Here is an 18634-nt window from a genome sequence, read left to right on the forward strand (position 1 = left end):
CCCCCAATCGCAAATTTATCTGTGTTTTCTTTTGCGATAACAGTTTTCATAGGTGCACAGTCCGCAAGTGTATTCAAGCTTGCGGACATTAGTGCCTGTTCCGATAACACCACTAACTGATTTGATGGGGACCATGAGGCTGGAATCTGTCAACCGGATGCCACCGGGAGCAGCTATGGGGAACAATGGGAACAGTTTTTGTTGTTCCGAAACGTGCCATCCACAGTATCCTGGACTGTATCGGTTGGTATGTTTCCAGTTCTTCTCCCGTATATATTCAGCCAAAGCGACTTCCATGCAATCAGCCGTCTTTTCTGCAATAATACTCCCTAACGAGTCTGCTATGTATATTTTGACCATATCTTCTTCTTGTTGCAACGTATGCTGGAATACCTCAAACTCAGTTCCGGCAGTAGCTGCAAAAAAGACAAACGCTTCCGATCCTCTTAATTGACGGGCGATGGTTTTACCAACAGAGAAAACGGTACTTTTACTTTGTGTAGAAAAAGTGTTTTGCTCAGGGCTCCGTGTGGGAATGGTGTCTTGTATAGGATTGACAGTGGGTGGATGGATGCTTTGTACGCTAAGAGTCTCTTTTTCGATATCAAGTGTACCTTCCATAAAGAAGAATGCGAACCGAGGGCGAAGCAGGGGAATAACCCGTTTTAGCAACGTATTAGTCTCATCTATTACCATCTGATCCGGTATAGAATCTTTGTATCCCATTGCTTCATAAATTTCGGACGATAGGATTCGTAAGTCTTGATAAGTGAGTTCTTGCTCAATCATTATTAACTGACATTAGCTGAATGACGGCCTAATTTCGAGTTTCATTGAACTCTTCCAATGCTGTATAAAAAGCATTTATATTAGCTAATGGCGTATATGGCGGTATATCGCAACCGCTCGACAGAACGAAGTTCGGATATGCGGCAGTGGCTTCCAATAACTGTAGAGTCGCTTTTTTCATTTCCTCCGGACTCGACATCTTGAAAAGACTGACCGGATCAAGATTACCCATCGCAAGAGCATCGGCAGGAACTTCTTTCAATGCTTCTTCCATGTTGATTTTATTTCCGAAATGATAGGCTGCCGCACCCGTATATACCATAGCCTGGGTGCAATTTCCTGTATTCCCGCAATTATGAAGTACAACGGTGAAATGATCATCCTGAACCTTCTCAACTATTTCTTTTACGAATACAGAAGAGTATTGCAGGCAATCTTCATTGGATAATAATCCGGCAGCAGGTTCCGCCATTACCACTCCATTCACTCCGGTCGCTTTCAGGGCCATACAGTACCGAATAATGAAATCGGTACATTTGCGCAGCAAAGTGTTGGCTGCCTCGGGGTTGATATAAATCAGCATCATGATCTCAGACATATCATATAAGCGTCCCGCTAATGAATAAGGACCGATACAACCAGCCAGCACCGGACGGTCTGTGATATTCTTTGCAGTCAGCATATTCGCTTTGAGATATTGCGCGATCCTTCCTTTATTCAGTGCTGGTATTTCCAAGGCATCAATGGCAGCTTCGTCTGCAAGCAAACGACCGGATACGCTTGGTACTTCATTCTCCGGAAATATAATTTCGGCTCCGAATGCTTCCGCCTCTACCGTTAAATCCATGATAACCGTTGCGGCAGCAGCAGGATATTTGTCGCAGAGCGCTTTGATTGCTTCATAATGCACCTGTCCGTTCGTTACTGCATCATGAACCGTCTTTCCGATAAGCTCGATGCCCGGATGTGTCATGATAGGAATGGAAATGACCTTTTTATTTAGGATCGTCTGACCGATCCAGTCTTTCATATTCAGTTTACCCATAACTTCTGTTTTTTAACTTCGTCATATAGTAAGACGATATTATTGTTCTTTTGTAATCTTGAAGTTTGCATAAAAAATAGATGATTATTATAAAAAACTATGTGTCATAATTGTATCTATGATATTTTACGCACTAGAATCAACGTAAGTGAAGGATTTTAGACTGAACATTTCATTGATCTTAATGGCATATTATATAAAATATCTCGGCGGATAATGTACTGGAGAGGATGAAATTATTACACTTTATGCGATAATAAGTTGGACGTTACAAAAATAACGAATATATTTGGTGTTAAATTAGTATCATATAGTTCTCTTTTGGTATAATGGCAAATAGAAAAATGATGCAATGTAATTCTTTAATAGTACCTACTTTAAAAATTGAAATTATGAAGACGATTAAGCAAATTGTATTTTGTGTCTCATTACTACTTGTAATGAATTGTTTTTATTCTTGTTCAAACTCAAATGATGTTGTTATAAATACACAACAAAATCAAGAAAAAACACAAGATGTTGAAATTCAAGAGTTAATAGACTTTATAGAAACCTTGAATGCTAATAAAATACAGACTCGTGGTCCCTTTTGGAATCGAATAAAGCGTTTTCTTGTAGGAGATGCTTGGGGTTATGGTTGGGGAGTAAATAAAGGTTTAACACCTAGAGGTGGCTTGATTACGGCTGTTGTATTCTCACTTATTTGTGCGGCTTCAGATGATGATCTTCCTAGAAATTGGTGGCATTTGAGTTCAAATTGGAAGGTATACGATGCTCCGTTAAGACCTTATGAAATAATTGGAAATGATCATAATAAGACAATATATAATATGATGAGGGAAGATCCCGTAATAGCTAATGGTACTTTTTCTAATTATTATTTATATAATTCTACTAACAAAAAATTGAAAAGTTATGGATATACAGAAGAAATGCCCCTGTTGCTTCAGACAAGATTGCTGGAAATAATGGATCTGGTTAAGAAAAGTACTTCTGTTGATCAACTGATGAATTTAATGAAGCAAGAATTTCCTCAGCGAGTATCTGAATTTCAGCTTGTAGAGAGTTATATTAATGGTTTAGTGAATATGGATGATAAATCAACTGTTCGTGATTATACTAAACAAGTATATGCCCAAATTGATGCTTCATCTTTAGATGTATCAGCTGTTTCTCGATTAAAAACTATGATAGCTATTGCTGAAAATAGCAAATTTTTGTGGGTTGAAACAAAATGATGATTGATTAAGGGAGCTTTCGTTTTTTCTCTTTTTATTAAACACACTTATTATGAAACAAAACAAATGCCTGCTAGTGGGATTAATATCTTTGATGTTCAGTATCAACTCTTTGTATGCTCAGAAAGATTCACTGAATGTTTCAACTAATAACGAGTCATATAAACGAGTATATATCTTGGATGTCGGGTTAGGGATTGGTTTTACTGGTATACAAAAAAATGGAAGCAGCTCTTGGTATATAGGAAATAATAAAAATGATGTTCCTTTTGTTTCTTCAATACAATTGATGACTTATACCCCTTACAGTAATATAGGATGTGGATTGTTTTATTATGACTATAGTAATGGTACAAAGAAACATGATGGAGTGCTATCATCGGGAATCAATGAAAAAAAATCGTTCTATTATGTAGCTCCGCAGATTTCTTTTATTAAACGGCAGGCTGGATTTTTGGATGGGATTATGTATGTGAGTGCTGGTATTGGATATGTTAATTATAGAAGTAAGGGAACAATATCGCAGTTGGAGAATTATAATACAACATGTTCGACAGTGGGAGGCAATATGGGGATTGCTTATGAATATGCTTTTGACTCCCGCTTGGGAATTAGGTTGGGTGTGAATTGTTTGTATGCTAAAATTAAAGGACTTCACAAAAATACCAGTATAGGTGAATTGTCTATACGCCCTCGTGAAAAATTTCATTTAATTGTTCCCTCTTTGGAAATAGGATTGTCTTATTACATTGTTCAATGGTAAACTTAGTCATAAGTGTATATAGCAATCTTCTTCAACAGATGTGTTATAGTAGATGGCTTTAACTTGAGAAAGATATAGAAGGAAAATGAAGACAAAGACTATGGTTATATATTCCTTGAGCCTCATGTTTTAAAAATAAGGTGGGATATTTATTAAATATTCCACCTTATTTTTATAGATTTTCAGGCATTATTTTACCGGAATCTTATCAATACGATTTTGATGGCGTCCCCCCTCAAACTGTGTTGAGAAGAACTCTGTCAATATCATGTCCGCCTCCTCAGTGCTGATGAAGCGTCCCGGCATCACGAGAATATTAGCGTCATTATGTTGACGGGCCAGATGTGCGATCTCTGCATTCCAGCAAAGAGCAGCACGTATTCCCTGATGCTTGTTCAGAGTCATGTTGATTCCGTTTCCGCTGCCGCAGATCGCAATACCGGGATAACATTCACCCGATTCTACTGCTAGGGCCAGCGGATGGGCATAGTCCGGATAATCTACGCTTGCGGCAGAGTTGGTTCCGAAATCTTTGTAAGCCCAGCCTTTTACTTCCAGCCAGCCGCGAACATATTCTTTTAGTTCAAAACCGGCGTGGTCGCATGCTAATCCAATTGTTTTCATTAAATCATTGCTTTTACCTGATTATATACGTTCTCGGCAGTAAATCCAAGTTTTTCATCCAATACTGTGTAAGGAGCAGAGAAACCGAAAGATTCCAATCCCCATACTTTGCCGTGGCAACCTACCAGACCTTGAAGAGTGACAGGCAAACCGGCAGTAAGACCGAATATCTTGGCATCAGCCGGAAGAACTGATTCCTGATATTCCTTAGACTGGCTGCGGAACAGACCTTCTGATGGTGCAGATACGATACGAACTTTTACGCCATCCTTGCGAAGCAACTCTGTACCGGCTACCAAAGTAGACACTTCGGAACCTGAAGCTACCAGGATTACATCCGGATTTTCGTCTGAACCGGCTACGATATAAGCACCCTTGGCTGCTTGTTCGTAATCAGTTCCGGCAGGCAGGTTAGCGATATTCTGACGGGAGAAGATCAGACCTGTCGGAGTAGACATATTTTCCATGGCAAGTTTCCATGCGATAGTCGTTTCTTCCGCATCAGCCGGACGAAGTACCAACATAGAGTTGTGTCCCTTGTGGTTTTTCAGTTTCTCCATCAGGCGGATTTGAGCTTCCTGTTCTACCGGTTCATGAGTAGGACCGTCTTCACCTACGCGGAATGCATCATGAGTCCAGATGAACTTCACAGGCTGTTCCATCAGAGCAGCCATACGTACGGCAGGTTTCATATAGTCGGAGAATACGAAGAAGGTACCGCAAGCAGCGATCACACCACCGTGAAGTGACATACCGATACAGATACAAGCCATTGATAATTCAGATACACCGGCCTGGAAGAATGCACCGCTGAAATCGCCCTTCTTGAAAGAATGAGTTTTCTTCAGGAAACCGTCAGTCTTGTCAGAGTTAGAAAGGTCGGCAGAAGCAACGATCATATTTTCTACCTGCATTGCAAGAGCACCCAGAACAGTTGCAGAAGCGGCACGAGTGGCAGTACCTGCTTTTTGTTCGATGGCAGCCCAGTCTACTTTAGGAGCTTTGCCGGAGAAGAATGCTTCCAGTTTAGCTGCCAGTTCCGGATTGGCTTTGGTCCATTTGGCCTTCTTTGCATATCTTTCAGCTACGATTTTCTTTAATTCTGCTGCTCTCTTTGCATACAGTTCGGCTACTTCCGGGAAAATCACGAACGGATTGACAGGATCGCCACCCAAATTCTTGATTGTATTTACATAGGCGTCGCCACCGAGTGGAGCGCCGTGTGTAGCACAGTTGGCTTCGTAGCTGCTACCGTCTGCTTTGCGTGCGCCTTTACCCATAACGGTTTTACCGATAATCAGAGTCGGGCGCTCTTTTTCTGTCTGAGCTTCTTTGATAGCTGCACGGATTTCGTCAGGATCATTACCATTGATGCTGAGTACGTTCCATCCCCATGCTTCATATTTCATGGCAGTGTCTTCAACGGTTACATCTTTCGTTTCTGTAGAAAGCTGAATATCGTTGGAGTCGTAGAACATGATCAGGTTGTCCAGTCCCAATGCACCGGCAATGCGTCCGGCACCCTGAGAGATTTCTTCCTGAATACCACCATCGGAAATGTATGCGTAAATAGTCTGATTCATTACTTCATTGAAGCGTGCTTTCAGGAATTTAGCTGCGATAGCGGCACCTACAGCGAAAGTATGTCCCTGTCCCAGCGGACCGGAAGTATTTTCGATACCACGCATGATGTCTACTTCCGGATGTCCCGGAGTAGGGCTTCCCCATTGGCGAAATTCTTTTAGTTCGTCCAAAGTGAACTTACCTGTCAATGCCAATGTAGAATAGAGCATCGGAGACATATGACCCGGATCAAGGAAGAAACGGTCACGACCTTCCCAACGCGGATTTTCAGGATCGTATACTAGAAACTCAGAGAAGAGTACATTTACAAAGTCAGCACCACCCATGGCGCCACCCGGGTGACCGGAATTGGCTTTCTCAACCATTGAAGCAGCAAGAATACGGATGTTATCCGCTGCACGATTCATAAGTTTATTATCGTTCATATCTTTAATAATTAATAGATTTGCTAGTCTGTCAATGTGCCAATTACTTGGCATATTTCTCATAATGTTGGCAAAGATAGCTCTTTATGTGTAATTAACCATCCAAAAGAGCTATCTTTTTTGTAGGCTTTTTAACAGCCTTCTTGTTTATAATACAGTAAGTATTTACTATTAGATTACTGTAACTCTAAAGTAACAATTGACTTAGCCGGTAGTTTTACCTTCATAATTCCTTTATTGATTTTTACCTCTTTGAAGGAAGCCGGTTTTACAATATTAGGTTTTTCGAAAGAGTTGTAATCAGTCAGATTAGCAGAAGTCAGGATTTCTCCAATCGCCTTTTTGGCATTTACGTCCGGAAGATTGACTGTGATTTCCTGTGCGTTGTCTGCATCTACGTTGGAGAGAGAAATATGGATCACTCCGTTCTTGTTCTTAGAAGCTGTTGCGCTGACCATGGGAACTGTACGGTTATCGCGTACGTTCATTTTCTCGCAAGTCAGGTCGAGTGGAAGATAGGTTGCATCCTGATGCACTTTGTACATCTTAAATACATAATAAGTAGGAGTAAGTACCATATCTTTGTCTTTAGTCAGGATCATAGATTGCAGAACGTTGACTATCTGAGCGATGTTCGCCATTTTCAGACGGTCGGTATATTTGTGGAATACATCGAGGCTTAAAGAAGCAACGAAGGCATCACGCAATGTGTTTTGCTGATACAGATGACCTCTGACCGTTCCTGGTTCTTCGTCCCACCAAGTGCCCCATTCGTCAAGCAAAAGGGCAATCTTCTTGTCTTTATCATATTTGTCCATGATGGCGCAATGTTTTTTGATGACATCTTCCACTTCAAGACATTTGCCCATCGTCCAGTAAAAATCATCTTTGTTGAATTTGGTTGCCGCACCTTTGCTGCCGCTCCATCCTGTAACTGTATAGTAGTGTAAGGATAATCCTTGCATCCGGTGACCGACACGATTCATCAGTACATCCGTCCAGTTATAGTCGTAATCACTGGCACCACTGGCTATCTTAAACAGATGATTACCGTCATAGTTACGGCAATAAGTAGAATAACGGCGATACAGATCGGCATAATATTCAGGACGCATGCTGCCGCCGCATCCCCAGCTTTCATTTCCTACACCGAGATATTTTACTTTCCATGCCTTGTCTCGGCCATTCTTGCGACGCAGATTTGCCATTGGAGAATCACCGTCGGAAGTCATGTACTCCACCCATTTGGCGAGTTCTTCTACCGTGCCGCTGCCTACGTTTCCACTTATATATGGTTCGCAGCCCAGCATTTCGCAAAGGTTCAGAAATTCGTGTGTTCCGAAACTGTTGTCTTCAATCGTTCCTCCCCAGTTGTTGTTCACCATCTTCGGGCGGTTTTCTTTGGGACCGATACCGTCCATCCAGTGATATTCGTCTGCAAAGCAGCCGCCCGGCCAGCGGAGAACAGGAACAGACAAGTCTTTTAATGCATTAAATACGTCCGTGCGGTATCCTTTGATATTAGGAATATCCGAATTTTCGCCTACCCAAAGACCACCGTAGATACATGAACCCAGGTGTTCGGCAAATTGACCGTAGATTTCCTTCGGGATAATTTCTTTGCCTTGGTCGGCATGTACAGTGATGGTAGCACTCTTTTGTGCAGAAAGAGATACCGAGGCTGCCAGAAAGGCCGTGCTGACTAATAGTTTTGCTTTCATAAATGGAATTTGTTTAAATGATTATATAGAAGTTTGATTTTTACGATGATCATTCTCTTGTTCTTACGGTTACTTCAGTAAGCGTACTTCATAAACGGCAGAGGTCCATTCTGTTCCGTCCGGCTTAAAAAGAATCTCGCAGCTTCCTACTTTTAATTTACGGGGCAGGAGATAACAGAGTCTGATAAAACCGTCTTTGTCGGCTTTGCTCACAGTGGGATGAACGGTCAGTTTTTCGTTATTCAGCAGGATCACTGCTTTGTTACGGTCTTCTTGCCGTACGGTGATCATAAGCTGGCTTGCTTCTTCTTTTATTTTCAGGTTATAGCTGAACCAACCTTTAGCCCGGCGGAAATGACGGTCTTTGTGGGTTCCGGTTTCGGAAGCTTCATATTGAATGCTATGATCAGATTCCGGTTGCTGTTCACCGGGGAAGATCAGGTCAACTGTCCGGTTCGCCAGTTCGGTCGCTTTCCGTTCGGCTGTAGCCATTTCTTCCTGAATCGTTTTGAACTGTTCTTCACTGGCTTGGCGGAAGTAAACGGCATAACGGGAATTATGCAGGCGGAAAAACGGAATAAGCTCCAGTGATTTACTCTTTTGTGTCGGATAAACGTTTCCATCATAACTAAAAGCTAGTTTGCTTCCGCTCAGTTTGTGAAGAGAATGGCGGATAGAATCGGGATTCCCGATCAGCATCGGGATCTCCTGCAAAGGTGTTTGCCGACCGTGGGCAATGTGACCGCCGCGGCTGTCGTCTGCATAGATTCCGTCAAGGTTTTCTGTTCCTGTAGAAGTTGCAAGAACGATGGGACCGTATAAGAAAGCATAGTAATCTTTCTTGTCGGGAATCTGCTCCAGGCTGACCTTCATAGGCAGATGGAAGGTGATCATATCTCCTTTTTTCCACTTACGCCGGATTGGGAGGTACGTACTGGCTCCCGTCTGTATGTCAGATAGGTGTTTCTTACCGTTGATGGTGATTTCATACCCTTTTGAGTTTCCTGCCCATTCCGGTATACGAATCATTAATGTCAGGTTCTTCTTAGCGGCTTTGTCTATTCGTAAGGTAACTTTTTCATCATCGGGGAAGAGAGTTTCCTGCGTTAATGTAACGCCTTGTTCTTTCCAGTTCAGTTGTGAAGGAATAAAAAGATTGACGTAAAGCGTATCTTGTTGATGCGCATAAATAAATTCACCATACTTGGTATGATTTTCCAAGCCTGAACCGACACAGCACCACATCGATGTTTCCGGTTGCGAGTATACCCGATAATGTCCGGGACGCATCGGAGTAAAGTAGACGAATCCGCCTTTATCCGGTTCTTGTGATGACAGGATATGATTGTAGAGTGCACGTTCATAATAATCTACATAACGTGGGTCCGGTTTGTTGGAGTTGTCAACGTCTCCGGAGTTCTGATAAAGCATTTTGGTCAGCCGGAGCATGTTGTAAGTATTGCAAGTCTCCGGTCCCTGAACGTCATTCAGCATAGACGTGAAGTTGTCTGATGGATGAAAATGTTCGCGTACGCTATTCCCGCCGATACACACGGAACGGTGATTGACTACGGTATTCCAGAAAAAACGGGCTGCATGATCCCATTCTGCTGCATGATTCCAGTCTTTGTCATCCTTTGAAACTTCGGCTACCCGTTTGTATCCGATTACTTTAGGAATTTGTGTGTTGGCATGCATTCCGTTTAACCTGTCTTCGTTTTTGATAAGCGGGTCGAGAATGACTTTATGAGAGAAACGGCGTGCCAGTTCCAGGTATTTCTTATCGCCTGTTATTTCCGCTACATCCGCAAACGTTTCATTTAAGCCGCCGTGTTCACTGCGGAGCATATCCTGCATTTGGTTGTCGCTAAGACCGGAAGTAATATCAATCATCCAGTCGGTGAGATCAATCAGCATCTGACGTGCCAGATCGCTGTGGACATACAGGTAAGCGTCCCGCAGTCCGGCATACGTTTTGTGTATATTATAGAGGGGTACCCATTTGCCGTTTAAGCTGAAGCCTCCGGCACGAATGTCACCTGCTTTGATTTCTTTCCAAAGTTGGAGGCTACCGGGTGTTCCTCCGATAAATCCTGTGCCGACAGCTTGCTGTGCACGGTGTAGTTCGTTGAGCATATAGTTGAGACGGTGGTATATCGCCGTATCTCCGGTGGCGGCATACATCATGGAAAGTGCGGAAAGGTAATGTCCGCCGATGTGACCGTCCAGTCCTGTATTCTCCCAGTTGGTATAGCTTGGGGCTTTGGGTGTCAGTCCGGCTTCGCGAAGGAAAGGAGCTGATAATCTGTCCGGGTCGAGAGCTAAGATATAATGTAAATCAGTCTGTTGAGCTTGCAGAAAAGGACTGCTTAATAACTTCACATCTTGAAGGGAAAAGTAAGAGACCTGATGGTTCGTCTGGGCTTTTCCGATGGAGATGGATATAATAAGGGCAAGTATGAACGAGGTGGTTTTCATGATAATAGCTTCCCCCTGACCCCCTCCAAAAAGGAGAGGGAATGAGGATATTTATGTTAATACTAAATTCAGGGAAAGGGGGAGAAAGGTCTCCGTGAAGCCGCTTATTTGAATTTGACAGCTGCTTCTTCTATAGGCAAACCTGCCTTGTAGCTTTCGATGTATGTGTTGAAGCCGGCTACATCTTCGGGTGTGGGTGATACCTCGACACCAGCATCGCTGACAAATACACTTTCATCCAGGAAATCGGCAAGAGATTGCCCCTTTTTATTGTTTACCAGGTAAGAACCCAGCAGGGCAATTCCCCATGCACCGCCTTCACCGGCTGTTTCCATAACAGATATGGGCGAGTTGATGGCTGCTGCAAGTACTCTTTGACCGACTCCTTTGGTTCTGAACAATCCTCCGTGACCTGTGATTCTGTCGACTTTGATCTTTTCTTCGTTGAACAAGATGTCGTTGCCAATCTTGAGAACTCCGACTGAGGCGTACAAATGAGCCCGCATAAAGTTTGCAAGGTTGAACTTGTCATTGGCCGAACGTACGAACAAAGGTCTTCCCTCGGCAAGTCCCGTAACAGGTTCGCCTGAAATGTAGTTGTAGGAGAGGAGACCACCGCAATCGGTATCACCGGTAAGGGCAATGTTATAAAGTTTGCCATAGAGTTCATCCATATCTACAGGTATACCCAGAAGTTCTTGGTATTCTTTGAACAGGTTGACCCATGCGTTAAGATCCGAAGTACAGTTGTTGCAATGTACCATGGCTACGAGGCTTCCGTCGGGAGTGGTGACCATGTCGATCATTTCGTATGGCTTCGACAACTCTTTTTCCAATACGATCATAGAGAAAGAAGAAGTACCTGCCGATACGTTGCCGGTGCGTTGTTTGACGGCGTTGGTTGCTACCATGCCGGTGCCTGCGTCTCCTTCCGGTGGGCAGACCGGTATTCCTGCCTTCAGATGACCGGATGCATCGAGTTTTTTACAGCCTTCCGGTGTGAGGACACCGGCATTTTCACCAGCCGACAATACTTTGGGCAGAATGTCTTCCAGTTTCCAACTGTATTCTTTCGAAGCAATCAGATTGTTGAATTTGGCCACCATTTCGGCGGAATAGTTGTTGGTAGTCGGATCTATGGGGAGCATACCCGATGCGTCACCAATGCCCAACACCTTTTCGCCTGTTATCTGCCAATGTACATAACCTGCAAGAGTTGTCAGGAACTTGATGTCTTTGACGTGCGCTTCGTTGTCCAGAATAGCCTGGTACAAATGAGAAATGCTCCATCTCAAAGGGATGTTATAGACAAATAATTCGGATAATTCTGCCGCAGCACGGCCTGTATTGGTATTTCTCCAAGTGCGGAAAGGCACGAGGATTTCTTCTTTTTCATTGAAAGGCATGTAACCATGCATCATGGCGCTGACACCGATGGCTGCCAGTGTTTCGAGCTCTGTGTCGTATAATTTCTTCACGTTGGAGCGGAGGTCGGCGTAGCAATCTTGCAGTCCGGACCAGATGGCATCAATGCTGTAAGTCCAAAGTCCGTTGACCAGTTGATTTTCCCATGTGTGGCTGCCTTGAGCGATAGGTTTGTTTTCCTGGTCAATCAGAACAGCTTTTATTCGTGTAGAACCGAGTTCTATGCCAAGGATGGCTTTACCTGTCTCGATGGTTGATTTTGCATCTAATTTCATGTTGGAAACCGATATTTTAAGGTATAACAATAAGTGTGGAGAACAAAAACTGAGTCTGCTTTCAAAAGGCGGAAGTGTCTTTAATTCGGGTTGAATTAAAAGTCGCCAGTATCCATATTGTGTGTGACTAAAAAGTCGGTACCAATGGAGATGGTACCGATTTTTTTAAGTGGACTCAGTGATTGTTTTTTAGCAAAGCGCTTTGTTCAGCATATAATATACTTCATTCATGCGCAGTTCTTTCTTGAAGCAGCTGATAGTCGTATCTTTATTGATATGTACCATTTCGATGCCTGCGATTTCTGCATAATCTTCCCAGTATTCTGCTGTCAAGTCGTATGAGAAGCAAGAGTGGTGAGTTCCACCGGCCAGAATCCATGCGCCTGCGCCTACTTCGAGGTTAGGCATCGGAATCCAGAGTGCGGAAGCAACCGGCAATTTCGGAAGTGGTTTCGGTTCGATACATTCTACATCGTTTACGATCAGACGGAAACGGTTACCCATATCCACTACAGTTGCGGTGCAGCCTGTTCCTGTCTTTGAAGTGAACACAAGGCGGGCAGTCTGGCTCTTACGGATACCTATGCCGAGGAAGTGTACTTCCAGACGAGGCTTGTTAGCTGCGATAAGCGGACAGATCTCCAACATATGTGACTGTAGGATAGAACTGTTGGCACCATCAAAGTTCAGTGTATAGTCTTCGAGGAATGAACAGCCTTTCGGAAGTCCCTGATTCATTACCCATACAGTACGATAAAGAGCAGCCGATTTCCAGTCACCTTCAGCACCGAATCCGTAGCCTTCTGCCATCAGGCGTTGAGAAGCCAGTCCCGGAATCTGATCGAAATAGCTACCGTCAGTCTGACCCAGATCGTCAAAGTTGGTAGTGAATCCTTTGGCGCCTTTCGCTTTGAGGATAGCACGGAGAGCAAGCTCGGCTTTGGCAGCATTCCATACTTTCTGATAAGCTTCGGTTGATTTGTCTTCCAGAGAAGCGTCATGATCGTAGTCATTGAAGTAAGTAGCTACCAAAGCATCTACATCAGCATTTTTGATATCTTTGTGATATTCCATCAGCTCGCTTGCCGGGCAATAATCTACATGATAGCCCATGCGTTGTTCTGCTTCTACCTTGTCACCATCGGTTACGGCTACATTATTCATCTGATCGCCGAAACGGATGATCAGCATATCCTGAGAGTCAGCCCAACCTGCGCAAACACGCATCCAGACAGCAATCTTATGCAATGTTTCTTCTTCTTTCCAGTAGCCTACCACTACTTTGCGACGGATGCGCATACGGGTACAGATATGTCCGAACTCGCGGTCGCCGTGAGCTGACTGGTTCAGATTCATAAAGTCCATATCCATTGTATCCCAAGGAATTTCCTTGTTGAATTGAGTATGCAGGTGCAGCAATGGTTTCTTTAATTGTTGCAGACCATGAATCCACATTTTAGCAGGAGAGAAAGTATGCATCCAAGTGATGACGCCTACACATTTGTCATCGTTGTTGGCTGCTTTGAATACAGCTTCCACCTCTTTAGAAGAGTTGGCCGTTCCTTTGTATACTACTTTAACAGGAAGTTTGCCCGATTCATTCAGACCGTTAACCATTTCGTTAGAGTGTGCGTCTACTGCGATTACTGCATCACCTCCGTACAAGAGCTGTGCTCCTGTTACGAACCATACTTCATACTGATCAAATACGTTATTCATAATGTTTTAATTTTTAATTTATAATCTTTACTCGTTTTATTGTCCGTAGTAAGCGTTCGGACCATGCTTGCGGCTGAAGTGTTTCTCTACCAGCAGCGGGTTCATTGTTAAATTGGGATTCACGGCATAAGCAATGCTTGCCATTTTGGCAACTTGTTCCATCACTACTGCATTGTGTACGGCATCGTGTGCGTCTTTTCCCCAAGAGAAAGGACCATGATTCTTGACCAATACTCCCGGTGTATGTACAGGGTTCAGGCCTTCGAAACGTTTTACGATCACGTTTCCGGTTTCCAGTTCATAGGCACCTTTTACTTCAGCTTCCGTCATATCCGCTGTGCAGGGGATTGCATCATGGAAATAGTCAGCGTGAGTTGTTCCGATATTAGGGATATCACAACCGGCCTGCGCCCATGCGGTAGCATAAGTAGAGTGGGTATGCACCACTCCGCCGATTTCGGGGAATGCTTTGTAGAGTACCACGTGAGTAGGAGTATCTGAGGATGGCTTCAGCCGTCCTTCGACGACTTTGCCATCCAGGTCCACTACTACCATATCTTCCGCTTTCATATCATCATAACTGACTCCACTGGGTTTGATGACTACCAGTCCCGTTTCACGGTCGATGGCAGAAACATTTCCCCATGTAAAGATGACTAATCCATGCTTTACCAATTCGAGATTGGCATGAAATACTTTTTCTTTCAGTTCTTCCAGCATATTGATTATAATTTAAATTTCGGGTCCTTGCGGTAGGCTTTGCCGTTGAATTTATACAAGGCTGCACCCCGTTTGGAACCCAGTTTATCGATTTTATCCGTCTTTTCGATAAAGTCCATTTCTGCGACACGCTTGCGGAAATTCCGTTTGTCCATCGGTTCGCCGTAAATAGCTTCGTAGAGACTTTGCAGTTGGGACAGTGTGAACAGCTTCGGCAACAGATTGAATCCGATAGGCTCGACAGATGCTTTCTGTTTCATCATCTCCCGTGCTTTATCGACCATCTCCGGATGGTCGAAAATCAGTGCGGGGAGTTCGTTGATGTTTACCCAGTAAGCATTGTGCTTCTGAACCAGTTCGCGGTCGTACTCATTGATGTTGATCAGCGCATAGTAGGCAATCGAAACTACCCTTTCGCCCGGATCGCGGTCGATGGCGCCGAAGGCTCCCACCTGTTCCATGTATACGTTTTCCAAACCTGTAAGTTCAGCCAGTACACGTTTGGCAGCGTCGTCCACGCTTTCGTCTTTTTGCACGAATCCTCCCATCAGTGACCATTCGCCCATTGCCGGTTCGAAGTTTCTCTTCAGCAGCAGCAGGCTTATTTCGCCTTCATTAAAACCAAAGATGATGCAGTCGATACCGAGATAGAAGGTAGGATTCGAACTATAATAGTTTTTCATCGTTTGAATGAATTTATTTAATTACCAGAAATACCAGTAGAAGGCACCTGTGATAGCAAGGATGATTACTGTATGAATGATATCCCAGTGATCCCAGCTTGCACGGGTAGCCGCTTTTTGTTCTTTAGTAGCTGTGCCGAATACCAGTCCCTGAATCTTTTCAGCTGTCGGAGCTTCCGTGGCAAGGCTGACTACGATGACTACGATGATACAGAACAGGAACATCCATCCGCAGAAGAACAGCCAGTTCATATCGTAGAACAAATATTTGAAGGTAGAATCTGCCACTTCACCTGCGTTGCTGTAATATACTTTGGCACCCAGACGAGTCAGACCGATGATCATACCGGCGATCAATCCCCACATACCACCTTGTGCGGAAGTACGTTTCCAGCAGATACCCAGCAGGAAGGCAGCGGCAATACCCGGAGCCAATACAGACTGAACGTCCTGCAAATAAGTATAAAGTACATCACCTACGCTACGCATGATAGGAATCCAGAGAATACCGAGGATTACGATCACTACCGTTGCTATCTGACCAATACCCACCAGTTTCTTTTCCGGAGTCTCCGGACGGAAGCGTTTGTAGAAATCGATTGTAAACAACATGGCAGATGAGTTGAACAGTGAAGCCAGCGAACTCATCAAGGCAGCGAGGATACCGCATACTACCAGACCTTTCACACCGGCAGGAAGCAATTTAGCTACCAGAGTAGGGAAGGCGGCGTCAGCGTTGGCAGTACCATTGGCAAGCATCGGGAGGAAACCTTCGCCACCGGCACCGATATATTTCTGATGTAATGCGAAAGCAATCATACCCGGAATCAGGAACAGGAATACAGGCAACAGCTTCAGGTAAGCGCCGAAGATAGTACCGCGACGAGCCTCTTTTTCATTCTTTCCGGAAAGTACACGTTGTACGATGAACTGGTCAGTACACCAGTACCAGAAACCGATAATGGCAGAACCGATAAGTGCACCCAGCCAAGGGAAGTTCGCATCATCGTTGCTGCGGATCAGATTGGTCATGGTGTCACCATAATCGTTTACCGTCACAGCACCGCACACTCTCATCATTTCGTCCCAGCCTCCCAGTTCTTTGAAACCGAGCACAAGGATAATCAACGAACCTAACAGAAGAATCGGAGTCTGAAGTACAGAAGTATAAAGTACCGATTTCATACCACCGAAGATCGTATATAGTGCAGTGAGAACTACCAGTCCGATGGCGGCAATCCAGAAGAAGTCGATTCCCCAGAGTTCCTTGATGCCGAATACTTGCTGGAATACCAGTCCGCCGGCATATACTGTCACTGCTACCTTGGTCAATACATAACTTACCAGTGAGATGACCGATAAGATGGTACGTGACTGAGGATTGTAACGGCGTTCCAGAAATTCCGGCATCGTGTATACCATGCTTCGTGAATAGAAAGGTACGAATACCCATCCCAGAATCAGGATCATCCATCCCTGAATTTCCCAGTGAGCCATCGCCATACCGCTTGAAGCTCCTGCTCCCGCCAGTCCGATCAAGTGTTCCGAACCGATGTTTGATGCGAAGATAGAGGCACCGATCGCAAGCCATGTTGCGTCACGTCCGCCTAAGAAATAATCTGCCGAGTCATTTTGTTTTTGTCTGACTACCCAAACAATAATACCTATCAGAGCCAAAAAGAAGACTCCAATTACTAGCCAATCTAATGCTTCCACAATAAATTTGATTTATAAGTTAATATTATTTCTCTGTCGAGAATTTAAAGATACATTCGCTGTTGTACGTTTGTCCCGGTTCCAGCACAACGGACGGCCAGTCGGCTTTGTTGGGGCTGTCGGGGTAGTGTTGTGTTTCGAGGCAGACAGAAGCACGTTGGTTGTAAACGATGCCTTTCTTTCCGCTTACGGTTCCGTCGAGGAAGTTACCTGTGTATACCTGAATACCCGGTTCGTTGGTATATACTTCCAATGTGATTCCGGTTTCGGGAGACGTCAGTCTGGCAGCTACCTGCGAGATGTCACCTTTGGTGTTGAGCACCCAGTTGTGATCATATCCGTTGCCGTTCTTGAGTTGGACGAAGTCGTAGTTGTTGATATCTTTGCCTACCGCTTTCGGAGTAGTGAAGTCCATCGGAGTATCTTTGACCGGAGCGATCTCACCGGTTGTCATGAAGGTGCTGTCTACCGGAGTATAGTAATCTGCATTTACATACATGATGTTGTCTGTCGATGTTTTTGACGGATCACCAGCCAGATTGAAGTAAGAGTGGTTGGTCATGTTGATGATTGTCTTTTTGTCGGTAGTAGCGCTGTACTTGATGTCGATGGCGTTGTCATCTGTCAGTTGATAGGTTACTTTAGCAGTCACATTTCCGGGGAAATTCGCGTCACCGTCCGGAGAGATAAGAGTCAGTTCCAGTGTTGTCGGATTGATAAGGTTGGCTTCGTATACTTGGTATTGCCATCCTTTCGGGCCTCCGTGCAGGCAGTGGCCGAAGTTGTTTTGCGGCAGTTGGATGGTATCTCCGTCCAGAACAAAACGCCCTTGGTTGATGCGGTTGGCGTAACGGCCGATAGAAGCACCGAAATCACTGGGTACATTAATATAATCAGCAATGCTGTCAAAACCTAAAACTACATCCTGCATCTTGCCGTTCTTGTCGGGCACCATGATGGACACGATACGTCCGCCGAAGTTAGTGATGCATACTTCCATACCCGCCTTATTCTTTAAGGTATAAAGAGCTGTTTGGGCATTGTTCACTTCTGTTTGAAATTTTGCCGGGTCAAGACCGGATAAAGTCAGCTCGGAAGCCGGCTTGTTATTGCACGCGGCAAGCATCAGCGCGGCAATTCCTGCAAGTAGAAAATGTTTTTTCATGGTTTTATTTTTAATGTAAATGAGATGCTTATCTTATTTTGGGTGTAAAAGTAACACTTTTGTTTGGTGTATCAAATACACTCTTATATGTTGTGCAACATAAAAGGATAAGAACTTTACTGTTACGTATAAAACTATCGCATGTTCCTGTCTTCGGAGCGGGATCGTTATATTGCATTTTCTCTTTCTATATAGAGCTGGATAGTTTCTGTAGTGTACTGAATAAGTTGACACTTCAAAAATCGAAAATAAAGATGAAATATT

14 protein-coding genes are annotated in these 18634 nt (G+C 44.1%); 2 read left to right on the forward strand and 12 right to left on the reverse strand.

Annotated elements, in window-relative coordinates:
* Nucleotides 1-15 precede the first annotated feature (15 nt).
* Nucleotides 16-789, reverse strand: a complete 774-nt coding sequence (locus KTR07_RS15295; protein ID WP_055229357.1) for a vitamin B12 dependent-methionine synthase activation domain-containing protein — start codon at nt 787-789, stop codon at nt 16-18.
* Between the two features lie 28 nt (nt 790-817).
* The gene (locus tag KTR07_RS15300) at nt 818-1834 is read right to left on the reverse strand and encodes a methylcobamide--CoM methyltransferase (RefSeq protein ID WP_008766130.1); all 1017 of its coding nucleotides are present in this window, start codon (nt 1832-1834) and stop codon (nt 818-820) included.
* Between the two features lie 392 nt (nt 1835-2226).
* On the opposite strand from KTR07_RS15300, the gene KTR07_RS15305 reads away from it, so the two are divergent.
* Nucleotides 2227-3072: a hypothetical protein gene (locus KTR07_RS15305; RefSeq protein WP_008766129.1), complete on the forward strand. Its 846-nt coding sequence runs from the start codon at nt 2227-2229 to the stop codon at nt 3070-3072.
* Between the two features lie 52 nt (nt 3073-3124).
* On the forward strand, nt 3125-3835 hold the full coding sequence (locus KTR07_RS15310; protein WP_008766128.1) for a hypothetical protein: 711 nt from the start codon (nt 3125-3127) through the stop codon (nt 3833-3835).
* Between the two features lie 189 nt (nt 3836-4024).
* On the opposite strand, the gene rpiB is transcribed toward KTR07_RS15310, so the two are convergent.
* The 10 genes from rpiB to KTR07_RS15360 all read right to left on the reverse strand — a co-directional run bounded on the left by rpiB (nt 4025) and on the right by KTR07_RS15360 (nt 18370).
* Nucleotides 4025-4459, reverse strand: a complete 435-nt coding sequence (rpiB, locus tag KTR07_RS15315) for a ribose 5-phosphate isomerase B (protein ID WP_008766127.1) — start codon at nt 4457-4459, stop codon at nt 4025-4027.
* Nucleotides 4459-6468, reverse strand: coding sequence for a transketolase (locus KTR07_RS15320; RefSeq protein WP_008766126.1), 2010 nt, complete (start codon nt 6466-6468; stop codon nt 4459-4461). The genes rpiB and KTR07_RS15320 overlap by 1 nt, the downstream gene beginning before the upstream one ends.
* Before the next feature lie 176 nt (nt 6469-6644).
* Complete coding sequence (locus KTR07_RS15325; protein ID WP_011107210.1) at nt 6645-8189, reverse strand: alpha-N-arabinofuranosidase; 1545 nt, start codon at nt 8187-8189, stop codon at nt 6645-6647.
* 69 nt (nt 8190-8258) lie between these two features.
* Entirely contained in the window at nt 8259-10667 is a 2409-nt protein-coding gene (locus KTR07_RS15330; RefSeq protein WP_055229354.1) for a glycoside hydrolase family 127 protein, read from the reverse strand.
* 104 nt (nt 10668-10771) lie between these two features.
* The gene (locus KTR07_RS15335) at nt 10772-12367 is read right to left on the reverse strand and encodes a xylulokinase (protein ID WP_048696526.1); all 1596 of its coding nucleotides are present in this window, start codon (nt 12365-12367) and stop codon (nt 10772-10774) included.
* A gap of 189 nt (nt 12368-12556) precedes the next feature.
* Entirely contained in the window at nt 12557-14086 is a 1530-nt protein-coding gene (gene araA, locus KTR07_RS15340) for an L-arabinose isomerase (protein ID WP_008760642.1), read from the reverse strand.
* A gap of 36 nt (nt 14087-14122) precedes the next feature.
* Nucleotides 14123-14806: an L-ribulose-5-phosphate 4-epimerase gene (locus KTR07_RS15345; RefSeq protein ID WP_016267882.1), complete on the reverse strand. Its 684-nt coding sequence runs from the start codon at nt 14804-14806 to the stop codon at nt 14123-14125.
* Between the two features lie 5 nt (nt 14807-14811).
* The gene (locus KTR07_RS15350) at nt 14812-15489 is read right to left on the reverse strand and encodes an NUDIX domain-containing protein (protein ID WP_008760645.1); all 678 of its coding nucleotides are present in this window, start codon (nt 15487-15489) and stop codon (nt 14812-14814) included.
* 21 nt (nt 15490-15510) lie between these two features.
* On the reverse strand, nt 15511-17205 hold the full coding sequence (locus KTR07_RS15355; RefSeq protein WP_008766122.1) for a sodium:solute symporter: 1695 nt from the start codon (nt 17203-17205) through the stop codon (nt 15511-15513).
* Nucleotides 17206-17230: 25 nt separating this feature from the next.
* On the reverse strand, nt 17231-18370 hold the full coding sequence (locus KTR07_RS15360; RefSeq protein ID WP_070750060.1) for an aldose epimerase family protein: 1140 nt from the start codon (nt 18368-18370) through the stop codon (nt 17231-17233).
* Nucleotides 18371-18634: the final 264 nt, after the last annotated feature.

This window comes from Bacteroides sp. MSK.20.82, assembly GCF_019052485.1.
GTDB classification, from domain to species: domain Bacteria; phylum Bacteroidota; class Bacteroidia; order Bacteroidales; family Bacteroidaceae; genus Bacteroides; species Bacteroides thetaiotaomicron.

What these genes read in the sequence shown, in the direction of transcription:
- KTR07_RS15310 (WP_008766128.1), top strand. Translation starts at nt 3,125, where the DNA reads ATGAAACAAAACAAATGCCTGCTAGTGGGATTAATATCTTTGATGTTC.
- KTR07_RS15360 (WP_070750060.1), bottom strand. Translation starts at nt 18,370, where the DNA reads ATGAAAAAACATTTTCTACTTGCAGGAATTGCCGCGCTGATGCTTGCC.
- KTR07_RS15325 (WP_011107210.1), bottom strand. Translation starts at nt 8,189, where the DNA reads ATGAAAGCAAAACTATTAGTCAGCACGGCCTTTCTGGCAGCCTCGGTA.
- KTR07_RS15345 (WP_016267882.1), bottom strand. Translation starts at nt 14,806, where the DNA reads ATGCTGGAAGAACTGAAAGAAAAAGTATTTCATGCCAATCTCGAATTG.
- KTR07_RS15300 (WP_008766130.1), bottom strand. Translation starts at nt 1,834, where the DNA reads ATGGGTAAACTGAATATGAAAGACTGGATCGGTCAGACGATCCTAAAT.
- KTR07_RS15350 (WP_008760645.1), bottom strand. Translation starts at nt 15,489, where the DNA reads ATGAAAAACTATTATAGTTCGAATCCTACCTTCTATCTCGGTATCGAC.
- KTR07_RS15295 (WP_055229357.1), bottom strand. Translation starts at nt 789, where the DNA reads ATGATTGAGCAAGAACTCACTTATCAAGACTTACGAATCCTATCGTCC.
- araA (WP_008760642.1), bottom strand. Translation starts at nt 14,086, where the DNA reads ATGAATAACGTATTTGATCAGTATGAAGTATGGTTCGTAACAGGAGCA.
- KTR07_RS15305 (WP_008766129.1), top strand. Translation starts at nt 2,227, where the DNA reads ATGAAGACGATTAAGCAAATTGTATTTTGTGTCTCATTACTACTTGTA.
- KTR07_RS15330 (WP_055229354.1), bottom strand. Translation starts at nt 10,667, where the DNA reads ATGAAAACCACCTCGTTCATACTTGCCCTTATTATATCCATCTCCATC.
- KTR07_RS15320 (WP_008766126.1), bottom strand. Translation starts at nt 6,468, where the DNA reads ATGAACGATAATAAACTTATGAATCGTGCAGCGGATAACATCCGTATT.
- rpiB (WP_008766127.1), bottom strand. Translation starts at nt 4,459, where the DNA reads ATGAAAACAATTGGATTAGCATGCGACCACGCCGGTTTTGAACTAAAA.
- KTR07_RS15335 (WP_048696526.1), bottom strand. Translation starts at nt 12,367, where the DNA reads ATGAAATTAGATGCAAAATCAACCATCGAGACAGGTAAAGCCATCCTT.